This is a genomic window from Isoptericola sp. GX10416, from assembly GCF_056590155.1.
The window spans coordinates 1-12,334 of record NZ_JBWPVO010000011.1 but is presented as its reverse complement, the minus strand read 5'-3'; the positions used below and the strand labels follow the sequence as shown (position 1 = coordinate 12,334).

General features: G+C 71.5%; 12 protein-coding genes and 1 tRNA gene. 7 read left to right on the top strand and 6 right to left on the bottom strand.

All coding sequences use genetic code 11. The features are described from left to right. Positions 1-84: 84 nt before the first annotated feature. The 4 genes from ACWAT2_RS14915 to ACWAT2_RS14900 form a co-directional block, all read right to left on the bottom strand. Positions 85-1,362 (bottom strand): DUF4032 domain-containing protein, encoded by a 1,278-nt coding sequence (locus tag ACWAT2_RS14915; RefSeq protein ID WP_402374203.1) that lies wholly within the window; start codon positions 1,360-1,362, stop codon positions 85-87. 82 nt (positions 1,363-1,444) lie between these two features. Further along, entirely contained in the window at positions 1,445-2,560 is a 1,116-nt protein-coding gene (locus ACWAT2_RS14910) for an ABC transporter ATP-binding protein (protein WP_402374205.1), read from the bottom strand. Positions 2,561-2,766: 206 nt separating this feature from the next. Then, complete coding sequence (otsB, locus tag ACWAT2_RS14905; RefSeq protein ID WP_402374207.1) at positions 2,767-3,606, bottom strand: trehalose-phosphatase; 840 nt, start codon at positions 3,604-3,606, stop codon at positions 2,767-2,769. Then, a complete protein-coding gene (locus ACWAT2_RS14900) occupies positions 3,599-5,062 on the bottom strand; it encodes an alpha,alpha-trehalose-phosphate synthase (UDP-forming) (protein ID WP_402374209.1) in 1,464 nt (487 codons plus the stop codon). The genes otsB and ACWAT2_RS14900 overlap by 8 nt, the downstream gene beginning before the upstream one ends. 172 nt (positions 5,063-5,234) lie before the next feature. Between ACWAT2_RS14900 and ACWAT2_RS14895 the strand changes: the two genes are divergently transcribed. The 3 genes from ACWAT2_RS14895 (at position 5,235) to ACWAT2_RS14885 (ending at position 8,288) form a co-directional block, all read left to right on the top strand. After that, positions 5,235-7,166, top strand: a complete 1,932-nt coding sequence (locus tag ACWAT2_RS14895; RefSeq protein ID WP_402374211.1) for a serine/threonine-protein kinase — start codon at positions 5,235-5,237, stop codon at positions 7,164-7,166. Positions 7,167-7,290: 124 nt separating this feature from the next. Further along, positions 7,291-8,160, top strand: a complete 870-nt coding sequence (locus tag ACWAT2_RS14890) for a DsbA family protein (protein ID WP_402374213.1) — start codon at positions 7,291-7,293, stop codon at positions 8,158-8,160. A gap of 52 nt (positions 8,161-8,212) precedes the next feature. Then, positions 8,213-8,288 (top strand) — tRNA-Thr (locus ACWAT2_RS14885). Positions 8,289-8,374: 86 nt separating this feature from the next. Here the strand turns inward: ACWAT2_RS14885 and ACWAT2_RS14880 are convergent. Continuing rightward, entirely contained in the window at positions 8,375-9,217 is an 843-nt protein-coding gene (locus ACWAT2_RS14880; protein ID WP_402374215.1) for an SGNH/GDSL hydrolase family protein, read from the bottom strand. A 14-nt stretch (positions 9,218-9,231) separates the two neighbouring features. Further along, positions 9,232-9,924, bottom strand: coding sequence for a uracil-DNA glycosylase (locus ACWAT2_RS14875; RefSeq protein WP_402374217.1), 693 nt, complete (start codon positions 9,922-9,924; stop codon positions 9,232-9,234). Between the two features lie 87 nt (positions 9,925-10,011). Between ACWAT2_RS14875 and ACWAT2_RS14870 the strand changes: the two genes are divergently transcribed. The 4 genes from ACWAT2_RS14870 to ACWAT2_RS14855 all read left to right on the top strand — a co-directional run. Then, a complete protein-coding gene (locus ACWAT2_RS14870) occupies positions 10,012-10,323 on the top strand; it encodes a DUF3263 domain-containing protein (RefSeq protein WP_402374533.1) in 312 nt (103 codons plus the stop codon). Positions 10,324-10,390: 67 nt separating this feature from the next. Then, positions 10,391-11,101: a LytR C-terminal domain-containing protein gene (locus ACWAT2_RS14865; RefSeq protein WP_402374219.1), complete on the top strand. Its 711-nt coding sequence runs from the start codon at positions 10,391-10,393 to the stop codon at positions 11,099-11,101. Positions 11,102-11,270: 169 nt separating this feature from the next. After that, complete coding sequence (gene cspE, locus ACWAT2_RS14860) at positions 11,271-11,474, top strand: transcription antiterminator/RNA stability regulator CspE (protein WP_106266085.1); 204 nt, start codon at positions 11,271-11,273, stop codon at positions 11,472-11,474. A gap of 318 nt (positions 11,475-11,792) precedes the next feature. After that, the coding region (locus ACWAT2_RS14855; protein ID WP_480049075.1) for a TCP-1/cpn60 chaperonin family protein at positions 11,793-12,334 on the top strand (542 nt) is incomplete at its 3' end.

Below are 12,334 nucleotides of genomic sequence, written 5' to 3'. Positions count from 1 at the left end.
CCAGCCCTACTACCTCGCGAAACCCGGTACTACCTCGGCAAGGTCCGTACTACCTCGGCGAGCGCGGCCCTACCTCGGCCGGGGTCAGCCGTCGGACGATGCGTAGTGGAAGTAGTCCGACTCGGGGCCGTGCTCGGGCGTCTCTCCGGGGGCGAGCCCGAGGATGGCCTTCTCGTCGGGGCGGTGCTGGAGCACGTTCTCGACGTACGACGCGACCGTCTCGGGCATCGGCACGTCGCGCTGCGCCTGCTCGGAGATGTACCACCGGTGGTCGAGGATCTCGTGGTACAGCTGCGCGGGCTCGAGCTTGCGTCGCAGCTCGCGGGGCACCGCACGGATGGTCGGCCGGAAGACGTTCTGCAGCCAGTCGTGTGCCACGAGCTGCTCGTCGTCGTCCTGCCGCTCGGTCGCCGCCTGATAGGAGTCGAGGTCGTTGAGCAGCCGGCGAGCCTGGTTGTCCTGAACGTCCAGGCCGGTGAGCTTGAGCAGCCGCCGCGAGTGGTGCCCCGCATCCACCACCTGGGGCTGGATCTGCACCGTGGTGCCGCCGATGTCCGTGGTGATCGACAGCTCGCCCACGTCGAAGCCGAGCTCGTTGAGCCTCTCGATGCGGGCGGCGACCCGCCAGCGCTCGTCGGCGTGGAAGGCCTCGACGCCGGTGAGCGCCTGCCACAGCTCGGTGTAGCGCTCGACCAGCGAGTCGCCGATGGCGATCTCGTCGACCTCCTCGTCGAGCAGCTCGCCCGCGGCGAGGTCCATCAGCTCGCCGATGATGTTGGTCCGCGCGAGGTCGAGGTCGTACTCCCGCTGCCCCCGGGTGAGCTCGCGGTGCAGGGCTCCCGTCTCGGCGTCGACGAGGTACGCCGCGAACTGTTCCGCGTCGCGCCGGAACAGCGTGTTGGACAACGACACGTCGCCCCAGAAGAACCCGGTCAGGTGCAGTCGCACGAGGAGCACCGCGAGGGCGTCGATCAGCCGGTTCGCGGTCTCGTCGCGCAGGGCCTGGCTGAACACGGAACGGTACGGCAGAGAGAACGCCAGGTGCTCGGTCACGAGGGCGGCCTCGAGAGGTTCGCCCGTGTCGGACCGGCGGCCCGTGACCACGCCGACGGGTGTCACGGCGGGGACGTCGAGCTTGCGCAGCTGGCGCAGCATCTCGTACTCGCGGAAGGCGATCGACTCGCTGATCTCCTTGATCGCGAGCACACGGCCGTCGAGGCGCACGAACCGCACCACGTGCCGGGAGATGCCGCGGGGCAGGGCGGCCAGCACGTCGGCCGGCCACTCGGCGAGGGGCTGCCGCCAGGGCAGGTCGAGCAGCGCCGAGTTCGGCGTCGCCGAGGTGATCTGCAGCTGTTCCATCGGGTGTCAGCGTAGACGACGGCGGGGCGGGTCCGGTCGATGCCGGACCCGCCCCGCCGCGGTGCTGCTGCTCAGGCGTCGCTCAGAGTCGCGCGCCCGTCGCGGGGGAGAACACGTGCGACTTGCCCGGCTCGATGGTGACGTGGATGGTGTCACCCTTCATCGGGACGTCGCGCGGGTCGATGCGCACGATGACCTGGTCGGAGTTGCCGGAGTGCAGCTCGCCGGCCGCGCCCTCGCTCTTGAGCGAGCCGTAGACGAACGCGTCCGAACCGAGCTCCTCGACGAGGTTGACCTCGACCTGGAGGGCGTCCGGGGTGCCGGCGGAGACGATCTCCAGCGCCTCGGGACGGAACCCGACGGTGATCTTGCCGCCGTCGGCGTCCGTGAGCTGGCTGACGGCCTCGCGGTCGAGCGGCACGGAGGCGTGGCCGACGACGGCCTTGCCGTCCTTGACGTCGAACGTGCCGACGTTCATCGCCGGGGAGCCGATGAAGCCCGCGACGAACACGTTCGCCGGGGTGTCGTACATCTCGCGCGGGGTACCGACCTGCTGCAGCAGACCGTCCTTGAGGACCGCGATGCGGTCACCCATCGTGAGGGCCTCGGTCTGGTCGTGCGTGACGTAGACCGTCGTGACGCCGAGGCGGCGCTGCAGGGACGCGATCTGCGTACGCGTCTGGACACGGAGCTTGGCGTCGAGGTTCGACAGCGGCTCGTCCATGAGGAACACCTGCGGCTGACGCACGATGGCACGGCCCATGGCCACACGCTGACGCTGACCACCGGAGAGCGCCTTCGGCTTGCGGTCGAGGTACTCGGTGAGGTCGAGGATCTTGGCGGCCTCTTCGACGCGCTGGCGGATCTCGGCCTTCGGCGTGCCCGCGATCTTCAGGGCGAAGCCCATGTTGTCGGCCACCGACATGTGCGGGTAGAGCGCGTAGTTCTGGAAGACCATCGCGATGTCACGGTCCTTGGGCTGCACGTCGGTGACGTCGCGGTCACCGATGTAGATGTGCCCGCCGTTGACGTCCTCGAGGCCCGCCAGCATGCGCAGCGAGGTCGACTTTCCGCAGCCCGAGGGGCCGACGAGGACGAGGAACTCGCCGTCCTCCACCTCGAGGTTGAGCTGGTCCACGGCCGGGCGCTCAGAGCCCGGGTAGATCCGCGTCGCGTGGTCGTAGGTGACCGAAGCCATGGTGATTCCCTCCACCGGCAGGTACGTGCCGGACGATCCGTTGTGGTCGGGTGTCTTGCGTTCACGACTGGCGTGTCAGCGGTGACACATTCTGTTGTCCTGCGCGCGCATACCGGACCGTTCCGGCGGCCTCGCGCTGACTGATCGTACATGGCCGTGACCGGGATCACGCCATGTCGCTGGTCACGTCCCTGCAGGGCCGTGCGTCACACCGCGAGGAGGTCGGTGATCCGGTCCAGGACCGCGGCGACGCCGTCGCTGTCGGCGACGCGGTGCTCGGCGAGGGTCTCGCCCGAGCCGACCTTGAGGGTGACGTCGCCCGCACCGAGCACGGCGAAGGCCTTCTCGTCGGTGGTGTCGTCGCCCGCGTACAGGACACGCGTGGCCGGGGCGCCGACGTCGTGCGCGACGACGGTGCGCAGCCGCTCCAGCGCCTCGCCCTTGGACGTGTGCAGGACGGCGATCTCGACCACATCCTTGCCGTGCATGGCGTCCAGCCCGAGACGTGCTGCTGCGGCGTCGGCCGCCTCGACGGCAGCGGCCGAGTCGGCGGGCCCGGCCGTGCGCGTGTGCAGGACGGCGGCGCTCGGCTTGCGCTGCACCCACGCCCCTTCGCGGCCGACGACGGCGGAGTCCAGCGCGGCCGTCAGCTCGGCCAGGACGTCGGTCTGCTCAGGCGTGAGCTCGAGCGGGACGGCGTCGATCCCGTCGGCGGTCGCGTGGCCGGTCTGCGCCCCGTGGCTGCCCACGAGGTACGTGCCGGCGGGCGGGAGGGAGCGCAGCGCCAGGTCGTCGAGGTCGCGCCCCGAGACGAAGGCGATCCGGGCACGACCCGCCGCCCCAGCCGCACCGGAGGCCTCGCGCACGTGCGCCCCCAGCCGGTCCACGGCGGCGCGGGTCGCCGGCGTCATGCGGGACGCCGTCGGGTCGTCCACGAGCGGGGCGAGCACCCCGTCGAAGTCGAGGGCGACGAGCACCGCGGCGCCGTCGTCGGCCACGAGCCGTTCCAGCGCGGCGACGAGGGGGGTGTCGATCGGGTCAGACATGCGTGTCCCGGGTCGGCATGGCCGTCAGGACGCCGAGGAACGACTTCGACCACTTCGCGACGTCGTCGCCCATGACCTTGCGGCGCAGGCGGCGCATGCGGCGGCGCTTCTCCTTGGGGTCCATGTGGGCGGCGGTGACGATGATGTCCTTCATGCCGTCGATGTCGTGCGGGTTGACGAGCAGCGGCCCGGGGGCGAGCTCGTCGGCCGCGCCGGTGAACTCGGACAGGACGAGCACGCCGCCCAGGTCGGAGCGGGCCGCGATGTACTCCTTGGCGACGAGGTTCATGCCGTCGCGCAGGGAGGTCACGAGCATGACGTCCGCCGCGAGGTAGAGGGCCGCCATCTCCTCCGGCGGGTAGGAGTGGTGCAGGTAGTGGATCGCGGAGTGCCCGATCTCGCCGAACTCGCCGTTGAGGCGTCCCACGAGGCTCTCGACGTGCTCGCGGAGCTCCTGGTAAGCGCCGACGTTCTCGCGTGACGGGCTGGCGACCTGGACCAGCGTGGTGTTGGCGGCCTCGATGCGGCCGTCCTGGAGGATCTCGCCGTAGGCCTTGATCCGGTGGCGGATGCCCTTGGTGTAGTCGAGGCGGTCGACGCCGAGCATGACGACGTCCGGGTCGCCCAGGTCGGCGCGGACCTCCTTGGCGCGGGCCTGGACCTCGGGGCTGCGGGCCAGCTCGTCGAACTTGGCGGTGTCGATGGAGATCGGGAAGGCCGCCGCGCGCACCCGCCGGCCGGGGGAGCCGTCGTCGGAGTCCATGGAGACGACCGAGCCGCGGGTCGGGTGGTCCGTGAGGCGTCGCACCGCGCGGACGAAGTTGGAGGCGTCCCCGCCGCGCTGGAAACCGACGAGGTCGGCGCCGAGCAGGCCCTCGAGGATGCTCCGGCGCCACGGGAGCTGCTGGAACAGCTCGACCGGGGGGAAGGGGATGTGGTCGAAGAACCCGATGCGCAGGTCGGGTCGGAGGTCGCGCAGGATCTTCGGCACGAGCTGCAGCTGGTAGTCGTGCACCCACACGACGCCCCCGTGGGCCGCCTGCGCGGCCGCGGCGTCCGCGAACCGCTGGTTGACGCGCCGGTAGGCCTCCCACCACTGCCGGTGGTAGGTGGGCGGCGCGATCACGTCGTGGTACAGCGGCCACAGGGTGTCGTTGGAGAACCCCTCGTAGTACTTGCGGATCTCGCTCGCGGAGAGCGTGACCGGGACCAGCATCATGCCATCTGCCTCGAAGGGCTCGTGCGCGAGGTCCGGTGCGCCGGACCAGCCGACCCAGGCGCCGTCGTTCTCCTGCATGACCGGCTCGAGCGCCGAGACCAGTCCTCCGGGGGACCGCTGCCAGTCCACCTCGCCGTCCGCGTCCACGGAGAAGTCGACCGGGAGCCGGTTCGCCACGACGACCAGGTCGTAGCCTCCGGATCCGTCGGAGCCGTTTGCCGATCCTTGACCTTTCAAAGGTGTTCTCTCCCAAGATTGGTGGCATCCTGCTCTTTCTTGACAGGGTAGCCAGACTCCCACCGGGCACCTTACCGACCAGGTCTGCCGCCTGCTCGGTCACGGCAGGGAGACGGGCTCGCCGGGCCCGTGCGAGCGCGCGGACCCCCACCCCGGCGCTACGGTGTGGCCCATGGGAGAGGGCGACGAGTCGCAGGTGATGACGGCGGGCGCCCCGGTGTCCGGAGCCGACGGGACGCTGCCCGTCGGGGCCGACGTCGGCGGCTACTCCGTCGTGTCCCTGCTGGGCCGCGGGGCGATGGGCGCCGTCTACGAGGCGGTCGACGGCGGCGGGCAGCGCGTCGCCCTCAAGGTGCTGCACGCGCACGTGGACGCCAACCCCGCCGGCCGGCAGCGTCTGCGGCGCGAGGTCGCGGCGCTGCAGCGTCTGCGGCACCCGGCCGTCGCCCAGGTGCTCGACGCAGAGTTCGAGGGGCCCCACGCGTTCGTCGTCACCGAGCTCATCGAGGGGCTCACGCTCGAGGAAGAGGTCGACGCGCGCGGCCCCCTCGACGTCGCCGACCTCTTCTCCCTGGCGGACCAGCTCGCCGACGCCCTGGAGTCCGTGCACGCCGCCGGGGTGGTGCACCGCGACCTCAAGCCCTCCAACGTGATGGTCACCGGCGACGGCCCGTCGCTCATCGACTTCGGGATCGCGCAGAGCCCCGAGGACGCCCGCACCACCATGACCGGGTTCGTGATGGGCACCCCGGGGTACATCGCGCCCGAGCTCCTCGACGGCGGCGACCCCGTGCCCGAGACCGACTGGTGGAGCTGGGCCGCGCTGCTCGCCTTCGCCGCCACGGGCCGGTCACCCTTCGGCGTGCGGCCCACCGACCTGGTGCTGCGCCGGTCGCGGGAGGGCCGGGCCGACCTCGTCGGCGTCCCCGCCCGTACCGGCCGGGCGCTCGCGGGCGCGCTGCACGCCGACCCCGCACGCCGTTGGGGTCCCACCGACGTGGTGCGCGCCGTCCGCCGAGACCTCGAGGAGGGGACGAGCGACGTCGTCGGCGTCCCGGAGGACCCGCACGCCACCCAGCGCATCGTGGTCGCCGCCGGTGCGGCGACGGCGGCGCTCGCGGGCGCAGCAGGGGCGATGGCCCACCAGGGGGACGACACCGCGGTCTCCGGCGAGTCCGGGGACGACGGCGGCACGGCACCGGACCGGGAGCCCGACGGCGACGTCGTGGGCCACGGGGCGGCCCGGTCCGTGGGGGTGCCCGCGGGTGACGAGACCGCCGTCGTCGGGCCTCCCGTACCGCCGCCGCCGGACCCGCAGGACGCCGGGCAGGTGATGTCGGCGGACGAGCGTGAGCGGGCGATGGCGCAGGACGGCGGCACCCAGGTCCTGCCGGTCGGGGACGTGCGGTACCGCAGCTACGACGAGCTGGCCGACGTGACGCCGGACCCGGAGCCGGAGCAGCCCGCCGGTCCGTACACGGCCCCTGTGCACGGACGCCGGTGGGGGACCGTGCTGGCGCTCGGTCTGCCGTTCGTCGTGCTGGCTGCCTTCTACCCGCTGATCACGTTCGGCGTGTTCTGCGGCGTCACTGTGCTGTGCCGGATCGTCGGCGTCTCGGGCCACCGCTTCCACGAGCGGCGCGAACGCAAGGGCGTGCACCGCTCCGACGGGCTCGTGGCGGGCCTGCTCCTGCCGTACCACGCCGCGATCGGCGCGATCGGCGTCGTGCCGGCGGCGCTGGTCGGCGGCTGCGTCGGGCTGCTCGCGGTCATGGGCGGCTACTGGCTGTTCGGGGACGGCAACCTCATCGTCGTGCCGCTGGAGGACGTCGCCTCCCGGTCGGTCGGCGGGCGGAACGCCCCGGTCGTCTTCGGTCTCGTGCTGGCCGGCTCGATGGTGTCGGCGGTGCTGGCGACCTGGTTCGGGCCGGCCGGGCGCACGGCGCGCGACGGCGCACGGACGATCCTGGCCAACCTCGCGCCCGGGCTGCTCGGCGCGGCCGTCGTCGTGGCGGTGTGCCTGGTCGGGTCGTGGATCCTGTACGCACAGCTCTCGCACCCGGTCGAGTGGTGGCCCATGGACGGCCCGCCGTCGTTCTTCTGACGGCCTCCCAGGTGTCTCCCAGGTCCTCGCGCTAGGTTCTCGCGGGCCGACGTCCGGCCGCAGGTAGGCTGACGCGCGGATCTGCCGCCCGGAACCCACGACGACCCGAAGGACCTGTACCGAGATGTCGAACAAGAACAAGGCCCAGCTCCGCGAGGAGGCGCGCCAGGAAGCGCTCGCGCGGCAGCAGAAGCAGGTGCAGCGCGACCGGCGCAACCGGATCCTGGTCTTCGGTGGCCTCGGCCTCGCGATCGCCGCACTGGTCGCCGTGGCGGCGTTCATCCTCATCAACGAGGGCGCCAAGAAGAACGTCGAGGACATCCCGCTGGCCGAGGTCACCGACGTGCCGTCCACGGCGCTCGAGTCGGGCGGCATCCCCGTGGGTGCCGACCTGGTCGCCGGCACCGAGAACGAGGGTGCACCCGTGGTCGACGAGTACCTCGACTACATGTGCCCGGTCTGCGGCCAGTTCGAGCAGGTCAACGGCGCCGACGTCGAGACGATGGTCACGTCCGGCGACGCCACCGTCGTCTTCCACCCCGTGTCGATCCTGGACCGGGCCTCCAACAACACCGAGTACTCCACCCGCGCGGCCTCGGCGGCCTACTGGGTGGCCGACCGCGCGCCGGAGGCGTTCTTCGCCTTCAACGAGGCGCTGTTCGCGAACCAGCCGGAGGAGGGCACCCCCGGCCTCGACGACGAGGCGATCGCCGACCTGGCGGAGGGCGCCGGCGCGCCGGCGGACGTCGCCGCGGGCATCGCCGACGGCACCGCCCGCGCGACCTTCGGCCAGTACGTGTACTCGCTGACGAACGATGCGACCGCCGACGAGTCGCTGATGAACGCCAACGGAGGCTTCGGTACGCCGACGATCCTGGTCGACGGTGAGCGCTTCGAGGGCTGGAGCCAGCCCGGTGGCCTGCTGACGGCCGTGCAGGGCGGCGAGCCCGCGGCCGAGGAGGAGCCGGCCGAGGAGGAGGCCGCGGAGGGCTGACCCTCTCGCGGGGGCCGGCCGACCGCCGCGCGGTAGGCTGGTCCCCGCTCCCGCCGCCTTAGCTCAGCTGGTAGAGCTCCCGTCTTGTAAACGGAAGGTCGTCGGTTCGAATCCGACAGGCGGCTCCACCGTTCTGTTGTGGGCGCGATTTCTGGCCCGATTCGTCCCTTTCAGGCCGATATCCAGCCCAGAAATCGCGCCCACAACACAGTGGTCAGCGCCCGGACGGCGGCCAGATCGACGGTTCGGCCCACTTGGCCAGCCGGCCGTCACCGCTCGACGTGCCGGTGATCCGCCGTCGGACCCAGGGGGCCACGTGCACCCGCGCCCACTGCGCGTCCGCCTGCAGCTTCCGGTAGAACCGCACCGGGGGCGCGACGTCCAGCGGGACGTCGAACGCCGGGTCGTCCGGCTCGAGCCCCAGGCCCACGAGCGCGGCGTTCGACACGCGGCGGTGCCCCTCGTCGGTGAGGTGGATGCGGTCGTCGGACCACATGCGCCAGTCACGCAGGCTCCCCAGACCCCAGGTGTCCAGCACGAACGCCCCGTGGCGCTGCGCGATCGACCAGATGTTCGCGTTGTAGATGCCGACGCGGCCCTGCATCCAGTTCAGCGCGCCGCCGGTGCGGAAGCCGGTCCCGAGCAGGACGTCGGCCCCCGTCGAGCGGATCTCGGCGACCGCCTGCTCGAGCGCCCCCGAGAGCCCGTGCACGTCCGCCTGCGGACGCAGGATGTCGTTGCCGCCACCGACCAGCGACACCAGGTCCGGCTCCATGGCCAGCGCTCGAGGGACCTGCTCGGCGATGATCTGGCGGAGCTTGCGCCCTCTGATCGCGAGATTGCCGTACTCGAACGGGGCATCACCGCGGCGCTCGGCCAGATGGTCGGCGAGCCGGTCCGCCCAGCCGCGCAGGACGCCGTCGGACGCGGTACCGGCCGCCACGGGCGTGCCGTCCGCGTGCGGGTACGGGTCCCACAGGCCTTCGGAGAACGAGTCGCCGATCGCGACGTAGCGGGACCAGGGCGGGGTGGAGGAGGGCGAGTTCACGTCCCCCATCTTGCACCCGTCGCTCAGGGCAGACGCCAGTCCACGGGTGCGGCCCCCTGCTGCTCCAGCAGCGCGTTGACGCGCGAGAACGGCTTGGACCCGAAGAACCCGCGGTAGGCCGCCAGCGGGCTCGGGTGCGCGGACTCCACCGTGGGCGTGGCGCCCAGCCACGGCTTGAGCGACGCGGCGTCACGACCCCACAGGATCGCGACCAGCGGCCCGCCCCGCGCCACCAGCGTCTTGATCGCGGCCTCGGTGACCTGCTCCCAGCCCTTGCCGCGGTGCGACGCCGGTTCCCCCGGCCGCACCGTGAGCACCCGGTTCAGCATCATCACGCCCTGGTCGGCCCACGGGCTCAGGTCGCCCGACGACGGCGGGGGAGCGCCGACGTCGTCCGCCAGCTCCGTGTAGATGTTCGCCAGAGACTTGGGGACCGGCCGGACGTGCGGCTGGACCGAGAACGACAGGCCCATGGGGTGGCCGGGCGTCGGGTACGGGTCCTGCCCCACCACCAGCACCCGGACGTCCGCGAGCGGACGGCGGAACGCGGCGAAGACGTCGCCCGGCGCCGGCAGGTAGGTGCGCCCGGCCGCGACCTCGGCGCGCAGGAAGTCCCCCATCGCGTGGACCTGCGGCTCGACGTCGGCGAGTGCGGCAGCCCAGTCGGCTGCCATCACGGTGTCCAGGGCGGGTCGCGTCGTCGTCGGAGAGTCCACGCACGAGACGCTAGCGCACTCGCGACGCGCGGCCCAGGATGCCCGGGACGGCGTCCGAGGTGCCCCATACTGGCCGCTATGAGCGAGATGCTGGTCCAGGACATCGACACCACGACGGAGGCCCCGTCGTCGGTCACCGAACCCGGTGCGCTGACCGACCGGGATCGCGAGATCCTCGCCTTCGAGAAGCAGTGGTGGAAGTACGCCGGATCGAAGGAGCAGGCCGTGCGCGAGCTCTTCGACATGTCGGCCACGCGGTACTACCAGGTGCTCAACGCCCTGATCGACACCCCGGCCGCGCTCGAGCACGACCCGATGCTCGTGAAGCGGCTGCGCCGGATGCGGGCCACGCGCCAGCGGGCGCGCACCGCCCGGCGACTCGACGGGACGAACGGCTGACCTGCGGTGGCGCGATGCTGAACAACGGCTGTAGGTCCCGGGGCGGGGAACCGCTACCCTGTCCGGCGTGACAAAGAGCCAGTACCCGTACCCGCCCGACGAGTTCGACGTCCGCGGTCCCGAGGGAGCGCCGGTGGGAGTCCACCGCGAGCCCCGGAGCGGGTGGAGCTCGGTCTGGCCGTTCCTGCTCGTCGCCGTGGTCTTCGCCGGTCTGGGGATCGGCGTCATCTCCTTCCTGTCCGACGGCGGCGACACGCCGACGGAGAACCCGCCGGCGGCCTCCGAGCAGTCGGCAGCGCCGGAGGGCTCCGAGGGCGGCGAGGGCTCTGAGGGCGAGGGCTCCGGCGAGGAGCCGACCGACGGCTCGGGCGACGAGGGGTCCGAGGGTGACGAGGGCGAGGGCGACGAGACCGAGGAGCCGTCCGAGGAGCCGAGCGACGAGGTGACGGACGATGCGGTGGACATCGACGCGCTGATCGCTGAGGGCGACACCAGCGCCTTGGTCCGGGTGCTGAACGACGACAGCGGCGTGAGCGGCGAGGCCGGACGGGGATCCGACGCCCTTTCGTCGTACGGCTTCACCAACACGGAAGCGAACAACTACGACGGTGACTCTGGCCAGACGACCAACGTGGTCTGGTACGCCGAAGGCCGTGCGGAGACGGCAGCAGCCGTCGCAGCGATCATGGGGATCCCGGCGGAACAGACGTCGCAGCAGCCTCTTGCGAGCGGCGACGTCGTGGTCGTCATCAAGGAAGCCCTCGACATCGCTGAGTGATCTCGCTGGTCACGCACGTGCGGGTAGAGCCGGTGGGCTGACGCCGGGCCCGTCCACGAAGATCGCGACACCCTGGATTCGGATGCTTCCCTTCGAGTGACCTCCGCCACTAGTCTCCTGTTCACTGCGGGGCGTCGGCCCCGTGTGCCAGAACGATGAGGAGAAGTAGATGGCCCAGGGCACCGTCAAGTGGTTCAACGCCGAGAAGGGGTACGGCTTCGTCACGCCGGCTGACGGCGGACAGGACCTGTTCGTCCACTTCAGCTCGATCCAGGCAGACGGGTACCGCACCCTCGACGAGGGTCAGCAGGTGGAGTTCGAGGTCGGCCAGGGCCAGAAGGGCCCGCAGGCGGAGCAGGTCCGCCCGCTCTGATCGTGCTGATCTAGACAGACCGCGTCGGCGAGGGCCGGCGCCCGACGGCGCATCGATGCGTCGGGGGCGCCGGCCTTCGTCGTGTCCGGGGTGCCGCCGTCGGGCGCGGTTGTGCGCCGACGGCGAACGTCTTGCACTCTCGACAGGAGAGTGCCAATAATGGGTTAGCACTCTCGGCTGTCGAGTGACAGCCGGGGTCGACAACCTTGGTCGAAAGGTGAGGCACGCCCACGCCCGTGATGTGAACGGTGCGGGGGCGCGTCGTCCGTCGCGGGCACCGGCCGACCATCCACCAGCCACAGCGGAGGATCAGTCCCCATGGCCAAGATCATCGCGTTCGACGAGGAAGCTCGTCGGAGCATGGAGCGCGGGCTCAACCAGCTCGCCGACACCGTGAAGGTCACGCTCGGCCCCAAGGGCCGCAACGTCGTCCTGGACAAGAAGTGGGGCGCCCCCACGATCACCAACGACGGTGTCTCCATCGCCAAGGAGATCGAGCTCGAGGACGCGTTCGAGAAGATCGGCGCCGAGCTCGTCAAGGAGGTCGCCAAGAAGACCGACGACGTCGCGGGTGACGGCACCACCACCGCGACCGTGCTCGCCCAGGCGCTCGTCCGCGAGGGTCTGCGCGTCGTCGCGGCCGGCGCCAACCCGATCGCCGTCAAGCGCGGCATCGAGAAGGCTGTCGAGGCGGTCACCGAGCAGCTGCTCAACGCGTCGGTCGACGTCGAGACGAAGGAGCAGATCGCTGCCACGGCCGCGATCTCCGCCGGCGACCTCGCCATCGGCGAGCTCATCGCCGAGGCCCTCGACAAGGTGGGCAAGGAAGGCGTCATCACCGTCGAGGAGTCGAACACCTT

Excerpts from the sequence above, each read along its gene's own strand:
- ACWAT2_RS14915 (WP_402374203.1), bottom strand. The coding sequence starts at position 1,362 with ATGGAACAGCTGCAGATCACCTCGGCGACGCCGAACTCGGCGCTGCTC.
- ACWAT2_RS14910 (WP_402374205.1), bottom strand. The coding sequence starts at position 2,560 with ATGGCTTCGGTCACCTACGACCACGCGACGCGGATCTACCCGGGCTCT.
- otsB (WP_402374207.1), bottom strand. The coding sequence starts at position 3,606 with ATGTCTGACCCGATCGACACCCCCCTCGTCGCCGCGCTGGAACGGCTC.
- ACWAT2_RS14895 (WP_402374211.1), top strand. The coding sequence starts at position 5,235 with ATGGGAGAGGGCGACGAGTCGCAGGTGATGACGGCGGGCGCCCCGGTG.
- ACWAT2_RS14890 (WP_402374213.1), top strand. The coding sequence starts at position 7,291 with ATGTCGAACAAGAACAAGGCCCAGCTCCGCGAGGAGGCGCGCCAGGAA.
- ACWAT2_RS14880 (WP_402374215.1), bottom strand. The coding sequence starts at position 9,217 with ATGGGGGACGTGAACTCGCCCTCCTCCACCCCGCCCTGGTCCCGCTAC.
- ACWAT2_RS14870 (WP_402374533.1), top strand. The coding sequence starts at position 10,012 with ATGCTGGTCCAGGACATCGACACCACGACGGAGGCCCCGTCGTCGGTC.
- cspE (WP_106266085.1), top strand. The coding sequence starts at position 11,271 with ATGGCCCAGGGCACCGTCAAGTGGTTCAACGCCGAGAAGGGGTACGGC.